A 22,420-nucleotide genomic window follows, 5' to 3' on the forward strand; every position below is an offset into this window, starting at 1 on the left:
TGTTGGTTATTGGTTATTGGTTATTTCCAATCACCAATGACCAACGCCCCATGCCCATGCCCCAGGATTATAAAAAATGAATTTTAGTGAAGCCATACCAACTTTTGTAATTACCCTGCGCGAAGGTGTAGAAGCCGCCTTAGTCGTCGGAATTGTACTAGCTTGCCTCAAAAAAGCCGAGCAAAGTCACCTCAATTCTTGGGTGTATGCAGGTGTCGCAGCCGGCATTGCTGCTAGCGGTTTTGTGGGTGTTCTATTCAATGGATTGCTCGCAGCACTCTCAACATCGGAGCAGCCTTACGCACCAGTCATTAAACAGCTATTAGAGGGCGTATTGGGAATTGTGGCGATCGCAATGCTAAGCTGGATGCTAATTTGGATGACTCAGCAAGCGCGCTTTCTCAAAGCTGAAGTTGAAGGAGCAGTTACAGCAGCTTTGACAGAAAATAGCAATGCCGGCTGGGGCGTATTTGGCTTAATTTTTATTGCGGTACTGCGCGAAGGTTTTGAAACAGTTATATTTGTCAGCGCTCAATTTCAACAAGGTTTGAGTCCCGCTTTAGGTGCTTTGGGCGGTTTGACTGGGGCGGCAATCATTGGCGCGCTACTGTTCAAGTGGGGCGTAAAAATTGATATCCGCCTGTTTTTCAAGTTTATGGGGATTTTGTTGCTGTTAATCGTGGCAGGTTTGGCAGTATCTGCACTCAAACATTTTGACCAAGCCGCTGGAATTTTGTCGCAGATGAATAGCAAGTATGCAGCGATTTGTTTTTATTACGATCGCCTCGCACCAGTCCACTCTTGTATTTTAGGGCCGATGGTGTGGAATGCAGCGGCAATTTTGCCCGATCGACAATTTCCCGGAGTGATTCTCAAAGCACTGTTTGGATACAGAGATCGACTTTATCTCGTCCAAGCAGCGGCTTACACAATATTCTTAGCCACCATCGGCGGTCTTTATTTCCAAAAATTAGGCTCTCAGGCGACTCTTCCCAACAAAAATACTCAGCCCGCTCAAAAATCAACTCTTTCTCAGTAGTTCTGTCGGCTATGGTTACAGCTTATTTCACTGCTTTCACTGCTTTCACTGCTTCTGAGGCACCAAAAAAATTGCCTGATTTTCCAAAATCGGCCAAAAATTTTAGGGGTTTGGGATAGACTCTTTGACATTTGTATGATATTATTTAATAATGGGAATACTGATTTTTTTGAAAATAAATAGTTAGATTTATATTATTAAATAATACAGTCAAGAGCTAAAAAAAGCAAGGGCTAACCCTCAAAAAAAACAAAATTTTTCTCAACCTCACGAAGTTTATAAATCACAAGTCGTAGAGTGGGCGATCGTCGAAAATATTTGACACTCCCTGACCTGAAGGCGCAGGGATTCTTGGATCATCCAGTCGATTTGCTCGTTGATATCACCACCAGCGAGTAGAGATCGGTCTGTCCCCCAGCGTGAATTCCGGTGTGCCCCACCGTATTTAAATTGATTCCTGCCTGCTTCAAACCCTTTACCAAAATGTTTTTTCCGGCATTGCGATCGCGATCTAACACCGCACCACAACTACAAATATGGGTTCGAGTTGACAGAGTTTTCTTGACTAGGTTTCCACAATTTGAACAATCCTGGGAAGTGTACTGAGGTGGAACAGCAATTACTGTTTTGCTGTACACTTTTCCAAAATATTCCAACCATTGAGCAAACAATGACCACGCCACATCGCTAATTGATTTAGCGAGCTTGTGGTTTTTAACCATGTTCCGCACCTGAAGTTCGACCTAGGCTACGAAATCGTTAGATTTCACCGCGCACAATGCCGTCTTTATGGCGAAGTCTTTACGCTGCCGACTAACCTTTAGGTGCTTTCTTCCTAACTTGTTGAGCGCTTTTTTCCGGTTTCTGGAACCTTTCTTTTTCCGAGAAACTCGCTGCTGCAATCTCTTCAAAGCTTTTTCACTTTTTCTGAGATACCGAGGATTAGGAACTGTTTCACCGTCGCTGTCAGTATAGAAGTGGTTTAACCCGACATCTATGCCAATAAATTTACCAGTAGAAACGGGTTCCTCTTTTCGTTCAACGTTGATGCAGAATTGGGCGTAGTATCCGTCGGCACGACGCACAACCCTGATTCGTTTAATCTCATCGGGCGCATAGAAATGCAAATCCCGACTGCCGATTAACTTAAATCTCCCAGCAGCAAAACCGTCCTTAAATGTTAGACATCTTTTGTCGGTAGAAAGCGCCCAACCGGATTGCTTGTACTCCACGGAACGAGTATGTTTCTTGTACTGTGGATATCCCTTTTTTCCGGGTTTTTTCCTTTTGCAATTAGCAAAGAAACGTTGGATAGCAAAAATGGCACGTTCCGCTGAAGCTTGACGTGCCGTCGAATTAAGCTTGCCCGCCCATTCAAACTCTTTTGCCATAACCGCGCATTGTTTGTACAGGTCTACTAGCTTAATCCCTTGATTGTCTACCCAATGTCTAAGAGTTTTATTTCGGACAAATTGAGCCGTCCGAATCATGTCGTCTATGATTCGATATTGTTCCGCTTTGCCCTTCAACTTAAACTCTAAAACTATCATTAGAATAGTCTCTCACTTTTGCTAAAACTTTTACTTACAAGTCTGTATATTTAATAATTCTTCATATTACTTATAATTAAAGCCGTCCTATAAGGACGGGGATTTAGACCCAGTTTCTTGGTAACTTGCAGAGAGCAGAATTGGCAAGGTCAGCCCCGCAAAGGTGTCGATCGAGAACAGGGGCGATGACCCACTACGAGCAAACAAACGCAGGGTGGCTCTAAAATCTCAAATCCCATCCTCACTCGTCGCCACAGAAGTCGCGCCCGCCAACAAAAAATCTACTCCAGGCCAGATTTCTGGCGAACAGTCTTTCTGATAACCACTGAAGGCGCTTATAATTAATACAACAATTTTTACATAGCTCAAAAAGGTCTTAATCAACCTTATAATTCTTAAATGAAGCTTAAAATTAAAAAATTGCTTGTTAAAGTTACCTGGAACCCCCAGAAGGCTGTAGCCTCCCCAATCTGGTTAGCGGTGAGATAAATAATGATGCCCCGGATACTTGTTATTGATGATGACGCGGCGATCGCCGAACTCGTAGCCGTCAACCTAGAAATGGCTGGCTACGAAGTCACCCAGGCAGAAGACGGCATCAAAGGTCAGGCACTAGCAATACAACTGCTCCCCGACCTGATCATGCTAGACCTCATGCTGCCTAGAGTAGACGGATTCACCGTATGTCAGCGTTTGCGGCGTGACGAGCGCACCTCAGACATTCCCGTCTTGATGTTGACAGCCTTAAGTCAAACTCAAGACAAAGTAGAAGGCTTCAACTCCGGCGCCGACGACTACCTGACCAAACCCTTTGAACTAGAAGAGATGCTAGCGCGAGTGCGAGCTCTACTAAGGCGAACAGACCGCATCCCCCAAGCTGCCAAACACTCCGAAATTCTGAATTACGGCCCGCTGACCCTTGTCCCCGAAAGGTTTGAAGCTGTTTGGTACGCTCAGACAGTCAAACTGACCCATCTAGAGTTTGAGTTGCTGCACTGCTTGCTTCAGCGCCACGGTCAGACAGTCTCTCCCAGCGAAATTCTCAAAGAAGTGTGGGGTTACGACCCCGACGACGACATCGAAACAATTCGTGTACACATCAGACACCTGAGAACCAAGATGGAACCCGATCCCCGCCATCCTCGGTACATCAAAACCGTATACGGGGCTGGTTATTGCCTGGAGTTACCCAACAACGAGCAAGTAGCTGAAGAAACCAAATCCTCTGCTTGAGCTAGCCCGCCAGATGCAACAAGCAGTGAAAAATTCAGCTAGAAAAGCCTGAGAGCATTAGCTCTCAGGCTTTGTTGTTTGGAGTTTGAGTGAATATGTCAACAAGTAGGCATTGACTCTCTTGATTCGGAAAAAAACAATCCTGCACCCTCCTCCAACCGTACTTTTAGAGAAGCTTGTCCATAGGAAAGTACCGGATTTCTTTTTCCACCTTGTATTTTCCGAGAGGATGGGATAGCTACTTAAACAATAGTCTAGCCATCATACCCCTTAATAATACTATTTATCAATAAATTTAGAGGTATTCCTTTAGCTGCTATTTTTGCTAACGAGAGGCCAAACTCCGATCAAGCGCCAAAAACAGTCATCATCGTGATATAACGATGTTTTTTCCTACAGATTTACATACCTGAACTCCAATCAGTGAAAATTTTTCTCAAATACCCCTTGACGAAACTACTAAAATTGTTGATTATCTATATCAATAACCTGCGATCGCTTAAAACTCCACTGACATCTTTCTCAAGAGGTAAATCGCCGTGACCAGCATGGCAAAATCCTTCCCAGCCGAAGGAAAATCATTTCCCTGGTGGGTCGGCAAAGCCCGCTTAATCAACCTTTCGGGCCGTTTGCTCGGTACCCACGTCGCCCACGCCGGCCTCATCGTCTTCTGGGCGGGAACCTATACCCTATTGGAGCTTTTCCGCTTTAACCCAGAATTGCCCATGTACGAACAAGGCTTAATCCTATTGCCAAACCTAGCCAGACTCGGCTTGGGCGGTGGTGCGGGAGGCAAAATTGTCGATACTGATTTGTACTTCGCCGTTAGCGGGATTCACCTAATCAGCTCAGCTTTTGTCGGCTTCGGTGGCATCTTTCACTCGCTCAAAGGGCCAGCCACCCTCGAAGCAAGAACTTCTTTCTTTGGCTACACATGGGAAGACGCAGACAAAATGACCACCATCTTGGGCATCCGCCTAGTTTTGCTGGGTGTCGCTACCTTCTTGTTGGTGACCAAAGCTATGTATTTCCGTGGTTTATGACTGTCTTTTTCTAATATTTATGTATTGCCACTTTGATTATTTTTGTGGAGTCTGTCCGTAACATTGCCAGAAGGAGCGCATCAAATCAAGCGCTTGTATCCAATTCCTTGTTATTGGGATTTTTTTGCTAACGATTCCCGCCTCACATTTACAGTGGGCCCGTGCGTTGCTTGTACTGAAGATGCGATGGTTGCACTCACTTTGAACCTAAGACTTGTTTTACCAATGCTTCTCCGCAACATTGCTCTAAACTTCACAAAAATCACCCTGAATTAGCGAAAACCACTTTTTCACTTCCACTTGTAGCAAGGGGGATAGGTGGCTAGCAGATTACTTTGGGCTAAAGGGGGAGTCTAGAGTTATATGGATTCTCACGGAAAACATACTTTAGGAGCATCTAAAAAATAGCACGAATAAATAACAGATAATCCATGACAATCCTGGTTCAACTTTTTTATTTTTCCCGACATGAATTTATACAGTGCTAACTCACTCAAAGTCGAACTCAACCAAAGAGGCTGCCGCCTGACTCCCCAGCGAGAAACTATTTTGAGTGTCTTTCAAAATCTACCGCAAGGCAATCATTTAAGTGCGGAAGAATTATACAAGACTTTGCAGAATAAAGGAGAACGAATTGGCTTGTCTACTGTCTACCGAACGCTGCATTTATTAGCAAGGATAGGAATTTTGCGTGAACTAGAATTAGCAGAAGGACACAAACATTACGAACTGAATTTTCCCGAATTGTACCACCACCACCATCTGGTTTGCATTCAGTGTCACAAAACCTTTGAATTTAGCGAGGAATCTATTTTAAGAATTGGCAAAAAGCAAGTTGAAAAAGCTGGGGTAGAACTGCTTGACTGTCAATTAACTGTGCGAGCTGTTTGTTTGGAAGCGCTACGGGAGGGATGGCCTTCTTTAGTACCCAGCAATTGGTTGTGTCCCAGATATCATTCAGAAATTGATGAGGAAATTAGTTGATTTGGATGGAATACACTTAGGGAATGGGGAATTGGTAATTGGTAATTGGTAACTCTTGAACTCAGGTACGGCAATAGCGTTGCAAGGAATGCTAGCGAAGTGATTCTTAGGAAAGCAATCTCACGCATTCAAAACCCATTCTGCTTATTAATAGCATTGGAAGGAATTTCAAGCAATGTTAGCTAAGCAATTATTAGAAAAGCAATGTCACGCATTCAAAAATTTTCGCCTTTCCCTTCCCCTTCCGTCAAGCAACCTCAGAATCGCAACGTTGGTGTTCCATCCGAAATATGTTAGCGTACAAACTAGCAACAATCTGTTTGCCTTCCTGCGTCAACTGCAAGTAACCTAGAGATTCACTGATGTGAGGATAAATGCCGCTCCAGTAAAACTTAGAGTAGCTTTGCAGCAAGTCGCCCGGATGTCGGTAGCCCAAAAGTTTAGTAGCACCGCTTTCTTCCAACTCGTAAAACAGCGCGCCAATTTTCTGCAAATATTGCGGGTTGCTGAGCTGACCTATCAAGTCAGCACCGCGAACTAAACTAGAGTAATTAACTGCATCCTCGTCAGTGTGGCCGTCCAGCACCGAGAAACGAGTCTGTTCTATGTTCTGCTTAATTATCTCAGCATTAATTAGCTTGTGGTTGCCGAAGCGCTCGTCAATGAACAATTTAGCTCTGTCAACTCGGTAAGGAGCTAGGCTGGCCGCTGTTGCACCGGGAGCCAGTGCAATTCTCATGCCATCTTTTCCCGTAGCATACAATCCTTCTGATTCTTGGTCTTGCCGGCAAACTCCTTTGACATATCCGATGTCTTGGCACAGCAAAGAAATGATGAAGTGCAGCCAATCTTCGCAGGAAACTCCGCCCTTGCGAATGTGTTTTCCCCGCAAGATTTCTTGACCGACTAAGCTAATGCAAATGGCGTGTTCTACATTGTGATAAAGAGCGTCGCTGTTGGCGATGTTTTCTAACGCCATTGCCCCCACCCAGGCAATAATGTCAGCATAGTCTGATTTGTAGCCTCCGTAAGTGCGGCTGTACCCGTTCTGAAGTTGTTCGATGAAAGCCTCGATCAGCAGTTCTGTAGAATTAAACATACCGTGTCCTTTTACCTTAATATTTCCTTTTAACAGCGGTGCATCTATTGGGGAGTCCTCTACTTTTATGGATAAGATTTTAGTTCACAACTCATGCACCCCCTGTGCGTTGTGCTCTGTGGGTGGCAATCTGAAAACTCATTGAGGCTGCTACGCCGGGGGAGTCACGAAGCAATCTCGCGCCCTGACTCAAAACTCCCAAGCAACTCAGTCCGTCACTGACACCCATCCCCGCCGTACTGCATACAGCAGCCTGCTGACAATTTTTCGATCGTCTGAACTTTTTAAACTGTGAGAATTAATTGCGTATTGAATTTGCTGGAACACCGTCCGATCGATCTTACCGGATTTCCAAATGTTCAAGTAAAGTTCGGAAATTTTATATTCAGGAATATAAGCTTTGGTTGTCATCTGCCGTCAACTCAATGTATATTTCTTATTGTCCGGCAATTTTAGATAACTTTATGTGATGTAGATCGGCTATAGACGGTGATGCGATCGCAGGCTGGAGTTGGACTAACTCGCCAAAAACTTTACTAAACTTAGTCATACTTAACTTGACTGATTAACATTGTGGGCGGTATGATTACACCAATGCCTAAAAAAGGCTTAAGCATCTGGTTTGTAAACCGAGCGTGCATGTCAAAACTGACCAGCCTGTAAAAAGGTCGAACGGGAGTCCGCGTTTCGTTAAATTGGTTGAAAATAGTGGATCACTCATGGCTAAAAGCTTCAACTAAAATTAACTCAATTAGGGCGTTGCTCCACCCGAATTAACGCCTGTGGACAAGTTGCGAGCCGACTCCCTTGGGTGAAACTCCGAAGCTGACCCTTCAGGAGCAATCCTGATTGAATGGTCAGACTTAAATAAGTTTAGCCAAGTTTTGTGTAGCAGTTAATGCGCCTCTCCTAACAATGGTAATTCGATCGAAAAAGCGCGATATTGCGATCGTCATAAATTTTGCTGACGGCTCTGACAATCATCATAGTTGCGCCTAAATTATAGGATGTCACATACCATTCTCCCGTTGCGCTCGCCCCCTCCCAACTTGCAGCAAGGAAGGAAGTTCGATCGCCGATCGCGCAAATTTCTTGCCAAAGAAACGCGCGTCGTGTACAATACAGAGTCTGGTATCCTCACTTACCCATAATTATTTTCATTCATCCCGTCCCCCCAGAGGGGAAGGGACTTTCAGTGCGGATACAGCCAAATCACTATATTCAGCAAAAAGCTAGAAATGCCGTAACTCATGCCCACTATTCAGCAACTCATCCGTTCAGCACGGGAACAAACGCAGAAAAAAACCAAATCGCCAGCTCTCAAGAGTTGCCCCCAGCGCCGCGGAGTTTGCACCAGAGTGTACACGACCACCCCGAAAAAACCCAACTCGGCGCTGCGGAAGGTGGCTCGGGTACGGCTGACCTCTGGTTTTGAAGTCACCGCCTACATCCCAGGGATCGGTCACAACTTGCAAGAACACTCGGTAGTAATGATCCGGGGCGGTCGGGTAAAAGATTTGCCCGGAGTTAGATACCACATCATTCGGGGTACATTAGACACCGCTGGGGTGAAAGACCGCAAGCAGGGTCGTTCCAAATACGGGGCCAAGCGTCCTAAAGAGAAAAAATAACACGGAACTCGCCCGATCGCCGGGGTTGGGAAGCAAAAAAAAATCCGATCGCGCCGCTCAACTGCACGCTCGATCGTCATAAATCGAAATGTGATCCCAAAACCCCAAACTCAATCATTCAAAATCAAAAATCCCAAATAGAACTATGTCTCGCCGCACAGTTATTCAAAAACGTCCAGTTCCACCAGATCCAACCTACAACAGCCGGTTGGTAAGCATGATGGTGAGACGGATCATGCAGCACGGCAAAAAATCCGTTGCCTCCAGCATCGTCTACGACGCCCTCAAAACCATCCAAGAACGCACAGGGGCTGAACCGTTAGACTTGTTTGAAAAAGCAGTCAAAAACGCAACACCCTTGGTAGAAGTCAAAGCCCGCCGGGTAGGTGGCGCCACCTACCAAGTGCCAATGGAAGTGCGTTCCGATCGCGGTACCACCCTCGCCCTCCGCTGGCTGATCAGATTTGCCCGCGCCCGCACCGGCCGCTCGATGGCAGCCAAGCTAGCCAACGAACTGATGGATGCAGCTAACGAAACAGGGAGTGCTATTCGCAAGCGCGAAGAAACTCACCGCATGGCTGAAGCTAACAAGGCTTTTGCTCACTACCGCTACTAACTGCAACAACTGGCATGGAGAAGAGCGCGATCGTGCGGTATAAAAGCATCGGGTGAGAAATTGGCAAGTGTAAGTTTTGAGTGTTGAGATTGCTTCTCTTGGCGCAGTTGCGATTCGTGAAGCAAACTCAAAACTCCCAAAATCAAAATTTACGCACTCAAAATTTACGCACTCTCTGAATCCTCCATGTCGCATCCTTAATATTTTTGTAAACAAATCTTGCAAAAAATATTAAAATGTAACAATAAGCTCCCGAAACTTTTGTAAGTCACTGGGGAGTGCAAAATAGGGTTACTGTGTAGTATAATAGTATTATAACAGCAACACAAGATTAAGGAGGTAGCTGTGGCACGTACCGTCCCGCTAGAAAAAACTCGCAACATCGGCATCGCAGCCCACATAGACGCGGGCAAAACAACAACAACTGAAAGAATTCTGTTCTATTCAGGCATGGTTCACAAAATGGGTGAAGTGCACGAGGGAACAGCAGTCACTGACTGGATGGAGCAAGAGCGGGAGCGGGGAATTACGATTACTGCCGCTGCTATCACCACCAGTTGGAAAGATTACAAAATCAACATCATCGACACTCCCGGACACGTAGACTTCACGATCGAAGTCGAACGCTCGATGCGAGTGCTCGACGGAGTGATCGCAGTGTTCTGCTCGGTAGGGGGAGTGCAGCCGCAATCCGAAACAGTTTGGCGACAGGCAGATCGGTACAAAGTACCGAGGATCGTGTTCGTCAACAAAATGGATCGGATGGGGGCCAACTTCTACAAAGTCTACGGCCAAATTCGCGATCGAATGAGAGCGAACGCCGTACCCATCCAAATCCCGATCGGCAGTGAAGAAAACTTCCGGGGAATTGTAGACTTAGTGCACATGAAAGCCTATATCTACAACAACGACACGGGAACCGACATCGCGGAAGTAGAAATCCCCGATGAAGTAAAGGATCTAGCCGTAGAATACCGCACCAAGCTGATCGAGTCCGTAGCAGAAACCAACGACGCCCTCACCGAGAAATACCTTGAAGGCGAAGAGTTAACGGAAGACGAAATCCGCTTGGCCCTGCGTCACGGCACTGTCGAAGGTACGATCGTCCCCATGTTGTGCGGTTCGGCATTCAAAAACAAAGGCGTTCAGTTGTTGTTGGATGGAGTCATAGACTATCTGCCGTCGCCCTTGGAAGTTCCTCCAATTCAAGGACTCCTGCCCAACGGCGACACAGCAGAGCGGTTTGCCGACGACAACGCCCCCCTGTCAGCCCTGGCATTCAAAATCATGGCTGACCCCTACGGTCGCCTGACCTTTGTTCGCGTCTACTCCGGTATCCTCAAAAAAGGAACCTACGTCCTGAACTCCACCAAAGACAAAAAAGAGCGGGTTTCTCGCCTAATTGTACTCAAAGCGGACGATCGGATAGAAGTTGAGGAACTGCGCGCCGGAGACTTGGGAGCAGCCTTGGGTTTGAAAGACACCTTCACCGGCGACACCCTCTGCGAAGAAGGAGCGCCAGTGATTCTGGAATCTCTGTTTATTCCAGAGCCAGTCATCTCGGTGGCTGTCGAACCCAAAACCAAACAAGACATGGAGAAGCTCTCCAAAGCCCTCCAGTCGCTCTCGGAAGAAGACCCCACCTTCCGAGTCAACGTTGACCCAGAAACCAACCAGACAGTCATCGCCGGTATGGGCGAACTGCACCTGGAAATCCTGGTTGACAGGATGCTGCGGGAATTCAAAGTAGAAGCGAACGTGGGTCAGCCACAAGTAGCCTACCGCGAAACCATTCGCAAATCCGTCCGCGCCGAAGGTAAATTTATCCGCCAAAGCGGCGGTAAAGGTCAGTACGGTCACGTCGTGATCGAACTAGAACCCACCGAAGTCGGAAGCGGCTTTGAATTTGTCTCCAAAATTGTTGGTGGCACTGTACCCAAAGAGTACATCGGCCCGGCAGAACAAGGGATGAAAGAAGCGTGCGAATCAGGTATTGTAGCAGGATATCCCGTGATTGACCTCAAAGCTACTATGATAGACGGGTCTTTCCACGACGTAGACTCCTCAGAAATGGCATTTAAGATCGCCGGTTCAATGGCGATCAAAGAAGCCGTGATGAAGGCGTCGCCAGTGCTGCTAGAGCCTATGATGAAAGTAGAGGTTGAAGTTCCCGAAGATTACATCGGGAACGTCATCGGAGACCTCAACTCGCGTCGGGGTCAGATCGAAGGTCAAGAGACGGATCAGGGGATAGCCAAAGTTTCTGTAAAAGTTCCACTAGCAGAAATGTTTGGTTACGCCACCGACATCCGCTCGAAAACCCAAGGTCGAGGCATCTTCACAATGGAATTCAGCCATTACGAAGAAGTGCCGCGAAACGTGGCTGAAGCCATTATCGCTAAGAACAAAGGGAACTAATGATTATGGATTTTAGATTTTGGATTTTGGATTGAATCCAAAGTCTAGAATCTAAAATCTCAAGTCTAAAATCGCTAAAAGAAACAAGGAACAGATCAAGAATGGCACGCGCAAAATTTGAACGGAATAAACCCCACGTAAACATCGGCACGATCGGTCACGTTGACCACGGCAAAACAACTTTGACCGCCGCGATTACGATGACTCTCTCTGCACTAGGTCAAGCAAAGGCTAAGAACTACGCCGACATCGACGCTGCGCCTGAAGAAAAAGCACGGGGTATTACGATTAATACTGCTCACGTGGAATACGAAACCACAGGTCGGCACTATGCCCACGTAGATTGCCCCGGACACGCTGACTATGTGAAAAACATGATCACCGGTGCAGCTCAAATGGACGGCGGCATCCTAGTAGTGTCAGCGGCAGACGGCCCCATGCCTCAAACTCGCGAACACATCCTGCTAGCTAAGCAAGTTGGCGTTCCCAGCCTGGTTGTCTTCTTGAACAAAGAAGACATGGTGGATGATGCTGAACTGTTGGAATTGGTAGAACTAGAAGTTCGCGAACTTTTGAGTTCTTACGATTTTCCGGGCGATGACATCCCCATCGTCACAGGTTCGGGATTGAAAGCTCTCGAAGCGATGCTTGCTAATCCCAAGACTGTCAAGGGCGAAAATGAGTGGGTTGACAAAATCTACAAGCTGATGGAAGAAGTAGATTCTTACATCCCCACACCAGAACGCGAAGTTGACAAGCCTTTCTTGATGGCAGTTGAAGACGTATTCTCGATTACTGGTCGGGGTACTGTTGCTACTGGTCGGATTGAGCGCGGCACAATCAAAGTCGGCGAAACAGTAGAAGTGATTGGCATTAAGGACACTCGCAGCACTACGGTGACTGGTGTGGAAATGTTCACCAAGTCGTTGGAAGAAGGCATTGCTGGCGACAACGTGGGTCTACTGCTGCGGGGGATTTTAAAGGCGGATATTGAAAGAGGCATGGTAATTGCCAAGCCCAAATCCATCAGTCCTCATACTCAGTTTGAATCTGAAGTGTACATCCTGAAGAAGGAAGAAGGTGGCCGGCACACGCCCTTTTTCTCTGGATATCGCCCTCAATTCTACGTCCGTACCACTGACGTGACCGGCACGATCAACCAGTTCACCGCTGATGACGGTAGTGAAGCAGAAATGGTGATGCCCGGTGACCGGATCAAAATGACTGTTGAGTTGATTCACCCGATCGCGATCGAACAAGGAATGCGCTTCGCTATCCGCGAAGGCGGCCGCACCGTCGGCGCTGGCGTTGTTTCCAAAATCCTCAAGTAGGACTCCGATAACAGCTTAAATAGCAGAAAAGCCGCCAAATGTCAATAGGCTTTTCTGCTATTTAGTGAGTAGTCAGCAGTCATCAGTCAGTAGTCATCAGTCAGCAGTCAGCGGTTAGTAGTTAACGATTAAATAACTAATGACTAATAACTAATGACGAATAACTAATAACTAATGACTAAAAATAAACTGAACCTAGAAAATTAAAGAAACAAAAATGGCAACAATTCAACAGCAAAAAATTCGCATTCGCCTCAAAGCTTTCGATCGCCGGATTCTAGACGCATCCTGCGAAAAGATTGTAGATACAGCTAATCGGACAGCAGCCACAGCGATCGGCCCGATTCCCCTACCGACAAAACGGCGGATTTACTGCTTGCTGCGATCGCCCCACGTAGACAAAGATTCTCGCGAACACTTTGAAACCCGCACGCACCGCCGCATCATCGACATTCACCAGCCATCGGCGAAAACAATTGACGCTTTGATGAAACTGGATTTGCCAGCCGGCGTAGATATCGAAGTCAAACTGTAGATTGACTTATCGAAAACTCCGAAAGAAGGAACAATGGAAAAATACATTGTTCCTTCTTTTTTAGGAAAGTTCGTTATTAGTTTAAGGTGAACATTGCCGGAGTGATAGAACTAGCTGATGAGCCAGCCAGAGATGCTAAAACTGCCCCAGTGCTAACAAGACGGATCAGGGTATCCCCGGCTTGAGTGCCTGTACCTTGGGTAATAGTTAACTGCTCAAATTTGAGGCCGCCTGCTAATTCTAATAAGTCTTGACCAATAGTAAAATCTGCGATCGTATCAGTTCCATTTCCCGGCGTTAAAACAAAAATATCGCGTCCTTTGCCACCATTGAGCAAGTCGTCACCCGCACCTCCATTGAGAAGATCATTGCCTTTACCGCCAAAGAGAATGTCCTTGCCTTTGCCACCATTGAGCAAGTCGTCATCGGCATCTCCATTGAGAGTATCACTGCCTTTACCGCCAAAGAGAATGTCCTTGCCTTTGCCAGCAGAAACGAAGTCATTGCCTTTGCCACCCCACAGGGTATCATTGCCTTGACCGCCATAGAGAGTATCGTTCCCTTGATTACCATGGAGGAAATTGTCCTCTTCGTTGCCATTGAGTAAGTCATTGCCTTCAGTATCCATGACTGTATTGTTCCAAGTCGTACCAGAAAAAGGTAGCGAATACTGCAAGCCAAAGTCAGCAGCAAGTGCGTTGCTGTCGCGACGGAGAACGTTGGAATTGAAATGACGTTCGTACATTTCTCCATAGTTCCCTACTGCTTCGATCGCCTTCGCAGCAAAGTCCTTTGGCAAACCTAGCGCTTCACCTATATTCCCTTCCAACCCTAAGAATTGTCGAATGGCGGAGTTAGAGTTATTCGCGGGGTTGTCGTCAGTATTCTGGGTGATTAACTCCTCAATATTGCCTGAAGTAATGCCATATTCTTCTGCTTGAACTAAGGCATTATAAACCCAACGTACTACATCTGCCCACTTGGATTGATTTTCGTCAGTGATTAAGCCCAAAGGTTCTTTAGAAAGAACTTCATCGAGAATCCGATGCTGTGCGGGATTGGATAAGGTAGGAATCGTTGCACTCAGCAAGGGAAGGTCATTGGAGATAGCATCAACCTCACCGCGATCGTAAGCGGCAAACATTTCCTCTTTAGTGGGGAACATGACAGGAATAAATGTACCGCCCAACTCAGATAAAGCATCTTGAAGATTTTGTTGGGAAGTCGTATTTTCTACCAGTCCCACTTTACGACCATTCAGCATTGCTAAGGAAGAAATTCCGCTATTGTCTTTGACTAAAACTCCTTGGCCGGTATAGAGATAAGTGGGACTGTAATCAATGCCGAGACTTGCATCGCGAACTAAATTAACAGTCGCCTGACTTGCGGAAATATCCACAATGCCATTAGCCACGTTTGTAAAGCGTTCCAAATTATTTTGAGTCACCAACTCAACCGCATCGGGATTGCCAAACAAAGCGGCGGCGATCGCGTGCCCTAAGTCCACATCAAATCCTGCGAGTTTCCCGTCTGCTTGTGGATAAGAAAAACCAAGCGCTTCACCGTTCACACCGACTTTAACCACACCCCGTTTTAAAACGTCGCTTAAAACATTGCGATCGTCATTATCAATTAAAGTCGCATCAACCTTAGTACCAGAGAAAGGTTGAGAATACAACAAACCTCCCTCATTCCAGAGGAGATTGCGATCGCGATCTAGCCCAGGGAAGTGCCGATCGTATATTTCTGCGTAGTTGCCAACTTGTTTGATAACGTTTACTGCGAAATCATTGGCAAGCCCCAGAGAAGCTCCTAAATCGCCTTCTAAGCCCAGGAAACGACGAATCGCAGGGCTGGAGTCATTATTCGGATTATTATCGGTATTAGCCGCAATAATTTCGTCAATGTTTTCAGAGCTAATTCCAAATTCTTCCGCTTGAATCGGGACATTATTGACCCACCGCACCACATCGACCCATTGCGAGTCATTTTGGGGTAAGGCCAGGGCAATAGGTTCTTTGGAGAATTCTACGTCTAACAGACGGTGATTTTCTGGGTCGGCGAGGCGCTCCAGAATCAGGGCGCGGTCAGTGGCGTAGGCATCAATTTCACCTCGCTCGTAGGCGGCGACAACTTCTTCAAGGGTGTCAAACAATTTGGGTGTAAACTTAACCCCTTCAGGGCTTAATTGATTTTGTAAATCGTCTAATGAGTTAGTGCCTTCAATAATGCCAATGGTACGGTCCTGGAGGTCTAAAGCATTCTCAATGCCGCTATCTTTGCGAACGACGACCGCTTGGTAATCGTAGAAATAAATTGGACTGAAATCGATGTTATCCTCTGCATCCGCTTCTAGCTGGTGGGTAGAGCGTTGGGCAGCGATGTCTACAGTCCCATCCGCTACCTGTTCAAAGGCTTCTTCAAACGTGGTTGTTACCCGTTCTACTTTGCTAGCATCCCCAAATAACGCTGCCGCCAAAGTACGGACAAATTCAAAGTCAAATTCTGACCCAGAAGAAGAGGTGCCGAGTTTAATCTGACCCCGCTTGATAATGTCATCAAGAATCGTCTTTTCTGGTTTTTTTACTACATCGGGATTGGCAACACTGGGACTGGTTTGAGCGGAAATTTCACCAGCAGTCGGGGCAGGCTGGGCTGTGGGTGCGTCTACAATTTCAAGGATTTCACCTAAGTTAGGAAAGTTATTGTAGGTTTGCCCGTTGTTTTGAATCAGCGCGATTTCTTGTCCTTTGAATTCCAGAGTCCCAGCTAGGACGCTAAAGTCGGCTAGGGATTTAGTATTAAACCCAGTGGCGGAGATTTGAATTTTATCTCCTTGGGTGGGGTCAAAGTCGAGGATTAAGTCGCCGCCGTCGGAGGGTGCGTTGAAGTAGAAGATATCGGCACTGTCTCCGCCATTGAGTAAGTCCACACCCGCACCGCCGATGAGGATGTCTTGTCCCGCGTCACCCACTAACCAATCGTTTTCTTCGTTGCCTTCGAGGGTATCGTTGCCGAGACCGCCTTCTAGTAAGTCGTTTCCGGTGTTTCCTTTCAGTTGGTCATGTCCGGCATTTCCTTGCAGTTGGTCGTTTCCTTCGTTTCCTTCCAGGGTGTCGTTTTCTGCACCGCCTGCCATCGCATCATCTCCGGCGTTGCCTTGGAGGATGTCTGCACCGAAGTTTCCTTCTAATTTGTCGCTGCCTTCTCCTCCGAGGAGGCTATCATCGCTTGCACCGCCGCTCAGTTGGTCGTTACCAGCGAGTCCTTGCAGAACATCGTTACCCTCATTGCCAGAGAGATTGTCGTCGCCTGCGGTTCCGGTGAGGGTATCGTTGCCGAAGGTTCCGGTTTGGGGCGTCCCGTTTTGGCTATTAGCGCTGTTCTGTTGGTCGTTATCGGCAATTTTCAGGACGGCGGTTTGATACACCGGGTCGAGGGCGTAGCCAGTGCCGACATATTTGAGGTTGAGGGTTAAGGCTTCCGGCTTTTCTGGGAGGGTATCGTCTAACACCGAGAGGTCGATAACAGCTTCAGTTTCTCCAGGTGCGATGTTAATTTCCCCAAATTGACCGCCATTGCTGCTGTAATCTTGTCCCAGAGAGGCAGTACCGGAGAGGGTGTAGAGGATTTTCAGCCCTTGAGCGGGGGCTGCTTCACCCAGAGTGATGGTAAATTGTCCTTTGCTGTTGCTATCGCCTTCAGTGATGGTTGGGCTGGCGGTTACTTTCACAGTACGCTTTTCGTTCAGTGCGTACTGCACTAAGAAGGTGTCTGCCTTCAGTAATTCCTGGAGTTTAGTTTGGGATTCTTGGGCGGTAATTTTTCCTTCGATTAGCTGTTGGGTGACTTCGGGTAAGGTGCTGTAGACCGCTTTTTTGATTGGGCTGATGCTGGGTAGAACATCTGAAAGAGAACGAGTCAGCGCCTTTCCTACTAAGTCGTCAACTAAGTCGTTGCTTTGGGCAACTAATTCGGCGACTGCTTTTACAGGTTCGCTGGCAATAGAGAGATTGTGTTTTTCGGTTAATTGAGAAAAGAGTTTTTGCAGGTCATCGCCCTTGCTTAAGTCAAAGGTGTCAACCTTTTGCAATACTTCACCGAGGGCAACAATCACCTGAATTTCCGCATCTGAACCTTGATATTTTGCCGCTTTGAGGAATGCTGTGCCATTGAGCAACAGATTCATTACTTTGATGTGACCGGAGGCGATGTTAATGCCGGTGGTGTCATCTTTTCCAATAGCAGCGTAGGGGTCAAAGTTTTCTAAGGGTTGGGAGAGGGAAGCTAAGGGGAACCCTGAGATTTTTTCCAGCAAAGTTTCGACTTGTTCCGCCGCAATTCCTTGGCTTGAAAGAACTGCTTTGAGGGTGGTTAAGGGTGTCGTGGTTGTCGCTTCTGTAGCCGAACCGACTTGAGAAATTAGAGGTAATGTTGCAGGCAGGCCAGTGGTTGTGTCGATGCCGCCAATTCCTACAATTTGTCCTTCTTTGGAATCAATTTTTCCGTCTTTATTGATATCTAATGCAGCAATTTTGGACTCGTCAAAGTTGTATTCTCCGTTGTTGTCGGTGGTAGTTTGCAGTTCGCCTTCATCCGGTTTGAAGTTGCCGTTGGTATCTATGAATACTTTCGCGTCTGCTAAAGGGCCGTTGGAGAGACTGCCAACCCCCCGGAAATAGTTGCTACCTGAGTTACTACCTGAGTTGCTACCTGAGTTACTACCTGAGTTGCTACCTGAGTTGCTACCTGAGTTGCTGCCTGAGTTAGTACCTGAGTTGCTACCTGAAGTGCTGCCTGAAGTGCTGCCTGAATTGCTGCCTGAATTGCTGCCTGAATTGCTGCCTGAATTGCTGCCTGAGTTAGTACCTGAAGTGCCGGGAAAACTACTTGGGTTCAGAACTTGCACCGAATTATCAAACTCAAAATTCTCAACATCGGTGACGATTTTGACACTATTTTGACGAATAATTCTCCACCCTCTCTCTGTCTGGGTAAAGGTATAGTCATCCTTATTACCCCTCAAAATCAAGGTATCGTTACCAGAATCTCCATCGATGGTATCGTTATCTAAATCGCCAAACTCTAAGCTGCCGCTTCTTAAGATATCGTCCCCAATCCCGCCATCTAAGAAATCATTGCCTTCGCCACCAGAGAGAGTGTCATTACCACTAAACCCACGAATTTCATCGTTGCCGCCATCACCAGAAAGCTTATCATCGCCTTCGTCACCTACAATGTAATCATTACCCGCATTACCTGCGATGTCGTCATTTCCCTCCATACCTCCCAATAAATCTTTTCCATTTCCGCCTTGGATAAAATCATTGCCGGCTTGTCCCAAAATGAAATCATCGCCATCCTCACCAAAGAGCGAATCATTACCCACTCCACCTTCTAATGAGTTACTTTGAGCATCGCCTATGATTGAGTCGTTGCCGGTGGAACCAATAATTCTTTCAACCGAAACTAACTTTTCTTCGCCGCTGTCACCGGGAAAAGTGACTTTTTCTTGAGCTAAATTAGCAACAATTCCACCATTCCAAAAGCTATAGTCAACCGTATCGTTACCGGCTCCTCCATCCAGCAGATCGTAGCCTTTACCGCCGTTGAGGAAATCGTTGCCATCGCCACCATAGAGCGAATCATCGCCCTGCTCACCATAGAGGGTATCGTTGCCGGCATTCCCAAAAAAGATGTTCTTTTCATCAGCGCCATCCAACCTGTCGTTACCACTTCCACCAATGACGTTTTCAATTGAAACTAACCGCTCTTCACCACTGACTCGAAAAAAAGTGATTTTTTGCTGGGATAAATTAGCTTGAATACCACCAGTGGTATAGCTATAGTCGGCAAAATCGCTCCCATCTCCTCCATCGAGAAAATCTAACCCACTTCCTGGCCCTCCGCTGAGGGTATCATTGCCGTTGCCACCATAGAGCGAATCATTACCATCAACGCCACCGTAGAGTGAATCATCACCCTCACCACCTTGAAGGTAATCGTTGCCACCTTTACCACCAGAAAGAATGTTATTTTGATTATCGCCGGTGATTTGGTCATTTCCACTTGAACCGATGACATTTTCGATGGAAGTAAACCGATCAACACCACCAGAAAAAGTTGCTAGTAAGACTGATGCGAATCCCCGTCCTAGTGGAACAACTGTAACACCCCCGCTATTCAAAGAGCTATAGTCGGCCCAATCGCTTCCCTGTCCTCCCTCAAGCTCATTAGAGCCACTTCCACCAGAAAGAGTGTCGTTGTCTTCCTGACCATAGAGGGTATCATTCCCCTCATCACCAAAAAGCAAATCATTGCCCTTCCAGCCGTGAAGCTCGTCGTTGTGTTGGCCACCATAGAGGGAATCATTTCCGTCGTCACCAAAAAGCTTATCGTCTTCAGTCCCGCCCACTAGCACGTCGTTTCCATCAGCTCCTACCAGTGTGTCGTTTCCGTCTTCACCAAAAAGTTGATCGTTTCCATCGTTGCCTGCAACGTAGTCTTCCCCACCGTTACCAACGAGCACATCGTCGCCACCATTGCCAAAAATACGGTCTTTGGCGTGTCCTCCAAAGGCGGTATCGTTACCCAATCCGCCGTAAATTTCATCATCTCCCCAATCCTGCTGGTTTGGATCTCCTTCTCCATCAATGTAGTCGTTACCGGCCCCGCCGTAGAGCTTATCGCTGTGTCCTTGTCCGTATATCCGGTCATCACCATCGCCACCAGAGATACTATCTCGGCCGTTTCCACCATAAAGTTGATCGTTGCCAGTACCCCCATCAATTACGTCTGAAGGAAGACCACCAACTAGGGTATCATTACCTCCATTACCAAAGAAAACCTCGTTGTTATCCTTTCCATCTTTATATTCATTGCCCTCACCACCAACAAACTTCCCAGGTGGGATGAAAACCCTACCAGAGACAATCGCTGTGTCTGTGCTGGGCAACAAACCAGAGACAAAATTCTCAGCCCTTTTATACAAATCTGAAGCCACATCAACAACATAACTTCCTACTTTGCTAACTCCACCTAAACCTTCTTTTAAAAGGTCTTTTGCATAGTCAACAACGTCGCCGACAGCCCCCAAGAGTTTGTCTTTAACTTTAGTCGTTAAACTACCGAGACTTTTAAACTCATTAACAAAGGGATCTACCGATAAATCAACGATATTGTACCGATCTTTCAAGAAATCTACATCCATACGAATGCGATTTTCTTTTCCTAAAGTGAGCCCAACATCAATACCAAGGTTGTAGCCTGCTACACTAACCCCTAGCTTACCGGATATAGAAAGATTGCCGTTGTTAAGAGAGAAGCTTGCACTGGCTAGATCCATGCCAAACAGCTTAATTCCACCGGATGCTGACCCGCTCAGGTCTGAGGGATTCAAGGTAAATTTATCTAAATTAATTGCTAGAACGTCTGAAAAACCCAACTGAAAGTTTTTGAGGCTGATTTCTTTTGGGCTAAGACTCAGATCGAAGTTAGCTACTTTTTTGCCAAAAAGTTCTAACCCGGCATCGGCTTTTAATGATTGCTCTTTCGAGTTTAATTTCAGGTCTACACCTAATGTAGAATCTTTGCCTGTAGAATTTTTGCCGCTGGTGATTTTCAAAAATCCTAAGTCAATTTCAGGAATCTTCAAAGTTGCGCTTAAGCTGGGATCGGTAGAGAATGGATTTGCTGCCAAATTTATACTGGCTTCTTTACCCCAAAGATTTATTTGGCCATTGACTGCAATTCCTTGCGTTAAGGTAGTCTTCCCAAACGTGGTTGTCACCGGCACAAACTTGAGGAGGGGATCGAGCTCGGTACCTTCATCTGGGCCATCGATAGATACAATGGTGACATCTAAGGTCTCTTTCAAAAATTTCTTGGTTTTTTCGACAAAACCTGAGTTATCAACTCCTGCAACACTAAGGGGCACGGACAAAATGTCCACTAAGCCAATTGGTTGATAGACGGTTAATTCCATCCCAAATTTATCTGGTTCTTTGGGAGCTATGAATAAAACAGACTTGACATCCAAGCCGCCAACTTTGATATCTGCAAGGAGTCCAATATTATCTATGTAGGGCACTACATAAGTGCCGCCAAGCTGAAACGATAAATTTCTGACTTCTGAGTTACGCAAACCAAAGGGGTCTTTCCAAGCCGTACCTGAACCTAGTTGAAAGCTTGCTGTGAGTGACTTTGGATCTAAATTAAGTCCGCCTTTAAGCGTTAAGTCTGGTTCATCTTTTTGGAAAGGATCGTAGTTTTTGAGGAGGATATTTCCCTCAATACCAAAACTGGGTTTCGCCTTTTTGTCAACCCCTAATCCCAAGGCGGCGCCGGTGAGGGTGGCACTGAAGTCTGTCTGCGAGTTTTTATCTCCAAAAAGCGAAATATCAGTTGTAAACTTTCCTTTGAGGCTGGCTCCGTTTGAATCTACCTTTGTGGTTAGGTCTAATTGTTGAATTCCCAGTTTATCGTTAATGAATTTTCCGATACCCTCTGTGCTCTTTTCAAAGTTGGCAAGTCCAGAGATTTCATAAGTTTTATTGGGGGTATCAAGTTGCCCTATTCCGAAGCTGGGATTGGTTATAGGTACGGATAATGCTGTCGCAATTGTTTCTACACCAGGAACTCCTTTGAAGATATCAACTAGCGAGGTCTCTCCCTCATAGGTAATTTTTAACTCTTGACCTTTTTGATACTTGAATGTTATGTCTTTTCCGCTGACTTTTCCTGAGAAGCTATAAGCGGAATTTGGCTTGCTGGTGTCCACTGTGAAGCTGGGAGCGGTTATAGAGGTGGTTAATATCGCAATCCCTTGGGTTTCGGTGTCGGTCACTCCAACAGTTTTCAACAAATCAGCGATAGACAGGTCTCCCTTATAAGTGACTTTTAAAGCTTGACCCTTTTGATAATCAAATGTTACGGTTTTTCC

Annotated in this window: 12 protein-coding genes and 2 pseudogenes; 10 read left to right on the forward strand and 4 right to left on the reverse strand. The window is 46.4% G+C overall.

The window, feature by feature from the left end:
• The first annotated feature begins 76 nt into the window (after positions 1-76).
• Entirely contained in the window at positions 77-1,039 is a 963-nt protein-coding gene (locus QT992_RS14385; protein ID WP_333313502.1) for an FTR1 family protein, read from the forward strand.
• A 356-nt stretch (positions 1,040-1,395) separates the two neighbouring features.
• Here QT992_RS14385 and QT992_RS14395 read toward each other — a convergent pair.
• Positions 1,396-2,589: pseudogene (locus QT992_RS14395) on the reverse strand (RNA-guided endonuclease InsQ/TnpB family protein).
• 495 nt (positions 2,590-3,084) lie between these two features.
• Between QT992_RS14395 and QT992_RS14400 the strand changes: the two are divergent.
• The 3 genes and pseudogenes from QT992_RS14400 to QT992_RS14410 all read left to right on the forward strand — a co-directional run bounded on the left by QT992_RS14400 (position 3,085) and on the right by QT992_RS14410 (position 5,849).
• Positions 3,085-3,822 carry a response regulator transcription factor gene (locus tag QT992_RS14400; protein ID WP_039886887.1) on the forward strand — a complete coding sequence of 246 codons (738 nt, stop codon included), beginning with the start codon at positions 3,085-3,087 and terminating at the stop codon, positions 3,820-3,822.
• 548 nt (positions 3,823-4,370) lie between these two features.
• Positions 4,371-4,862 (forward strand): annotated as a pseudogene (locus QT992_RS14405) (chlorophyll a/b binding light-harvesting protein); the annotation flags it as partial.
• Between the two features lie 471 nt (positions 4,863-5,333).
• Complete coding sequence (locus tag QT992_RS14410) at positions 5,334-5,849, forward strand: transcriptional repressor (protein WP_333313499.1); 516 nt, start codon at positions 5,334-5,336, stop codon at positions 5,847-5,849.
• 247 nt (positions 5,850-6,096) lie between these two features.
• Here the strand turns inward: QT992_RS14410 and QT992_RS14415 are convergent, their stop codons facing one another.
• The gene (locus tag QT992_RS14415) at positions 6,097-6,948 is read right to left on the reverse strand and encodes an Npun_R2479 family HD domain-containing metalloprotein (protein WP_333313497.1); all 852 of its coding nucleotides are present in this window, start codon (positions 6,946-6,948) and stop codon (positions 6,097-6,099) included.
• A gap of 207 nt (positions 6,949-7,155) precedes the next feature.
• Positions 7,156-7,359, reverse strand: a complete 204-nt coding sequence (locus tag QT992_RS14420; RefSeq protein WP_333109740.1) for a hypothetical protein — start codon at positions 7,357-7,359, stop codon at positions 7,156-7,158.
• Between the two features lie 596 nt (positions 7,360-7,955).
• On the opposite strand from QT992_RS14420, the gene QT992_RS14425 reads away from it, so the two are divergent.
• The 6 genes from QT992_RS14425 (at position 7,956) to rpsJ (ending at position 13,479) form a co-directional block, all read left to right on the forward strand.
• Positions 7,956-8,099 (forward strand): hypothetical protein, encoded by a 144-nt coding sequence (locus tag QT992_RS14425; RefSeq protein ID WP_333108961.1) that lies wholly within the window; start codon positions 7,956-7,958, stop codon positions 8,097-8,099.
• A gap of 99 nt (positions 8,100-8,198) precedes the next feature.
• Entirely contained in the window at positions 8,199-8,579 is a 381-nt protein-coding gene (gene rpsL, locus QT992_RS14430) for a 30S ribosomal protein S12 (protein WP_006632197.1), read from the forward strand.
• A gap of 145 nt (positions 8,580-8,724) precedes the next feature.
• Positions 8,725-9,195 carry a 30S ribosomal protein S7 gene (gene rpsG, locus QT992_RS14435; protein WP_006632196.1) on the forward strand — a complete coding sequence of 157 codons (471 nt, stop codon included), beginning with the start codon at positions 8,725-8,727 and terminating at the stop codon, positions 9,193-9,195.
• Between the two features lie 345 nt (positions 9,196-9,540).
• Complete coding sequence (gene fusA / locus QT992_RS14440) at positions 9,541-11,613, forward strand: elongation factor G (protein ID WP_333313495.1); 2,073 nt, start codon at positions 9,541-9,543, stop codon at positions 11,611-11,613.
• 101 nt (positions 11,614-11,714) lie between these two features.
• Positions 11,715-12,944, forward strand: a complete 1,230-nt coding sequence (gene tuf, locus QT992_RS14445) for an elongation factor Tu (RefSeq protein WP_333313493.1) — start codon at positions 11,715-11,717, stop codon at positions 12,942-12,944.
• A 217-nt stretch (positions 12,945-13,161) separates the two neighbouring features.
• Positions 13,162-13,479 carry a 30S ribosomal protein S10 gene (rpsJ, locus tag QT992_RS14450; protein WP_006632193.1) on the forward strand — a complete coding sequence of 106 codons (318 nt, stop codon included), beginning with the start codon at positions 13,162-13,164 and terminating at the stop codon, positions 13,477-13,479.
• A 76-nt stretch (positions 13,480-13,555) separates the two neighbouring features.
• Here the strand turns inward: rpsJ and QT992_RS14455 are convergent, their stop codons facing one another.
• Positions 13,556-22,324 carry a transporter substrate-binding domain-containing protein gene (locus QT992_RS14455; RefSeq protein ID WP_333338844.1) on the reverse strand — a complete coding sequence of 2,923 codons (8,769 nt, stop codon included), beginning with the start codon at positions 22,322-22,324 and terminating at the stop codon, positions 13,556-13,558.
• Between the last annotated feature and the right edge of the window lie 96 nt (positions 22,325-22,420).

Source organism: Microcoleus sp. T3_D1 (assembly GCF_036700405.1).
Taxonomy (GTDB): Bacteria; Cyanobacteriota; Cyanobacteriia; order Cyanobacteriales; family Microcoleaceae; genus Microcoleus.

Excerpts from the sequence above, each read along its gene's own strand:
- QT992_RS14385 (WP_333313502.1), top strand. The coding sequence starts at position 77 with ATGAATTTTAGTGAAGCCATACCAACTTTTGTAATTACCCTGCGCGAA.
- QT992_RS14400 (WP_039886887.1), top strand. The coding sequence starts at position 3,085 with ATGCCCCGGATACTTGTTATTGATGATGACGCGGCGATCGCCGAACTC.
- QT992_RS14410 (WP_333313499.1), top strand. The coding sequence starts at position 5,334 with ATGAATTTATACAGTGCTAACTCACTCAAAGTCGAACTCAACCAAAGA.
- QT992_RS14415 (WP_333313497.1), bottom strand. The coding sequence starts at position 6,948 with ATGTTTAATTCTACAGAACTGCTGATCGAGGCTTTCATCGAACAACTT.
- QT992_RS14420 (WP_333109740.1), bottom strand. The coding sequence starts at position 7,359 with ATGACAACCAAAGCTTATATTCCTGAATATAAAATTTCCGAACTTTAC.
- QT992_RS14425 (WP_333108961.1), top strand. The coding sequence starts at position 7,956 with ATGTCACATACCATTCTCCCGTTGCGCTCGCCCCCTCCCAACTTGCAG.
- rpsL (WP_006632197.1), top strand. The coding sequence starts at position 8,199 with ATGCCCACTATTCAGCAACTCATCCGTTCAGCACGGGAACAAACGCAG.
- rpsG (WP_006632196.1), top strand. The coding sequence starts at position 8,725 with ATGTCTCGCCGCACAGTTATTCAAAAACGTCCAGTTCCACCAGATCCA.
- tuf (WP_333313493.1), top strand. The coding sequence starts at position 11,715 with ATGGCACGCGCAAAATTTGAACGGAATAAACCCCACGTAAACATCGGC.
- rpsJ (WP_006632193.1), top strand. The coding sequence starts at position 13,162 with ATGGCAACAATTCAACAGCAAAAAATTCGCATTCGCCTCAAAGCTTTC.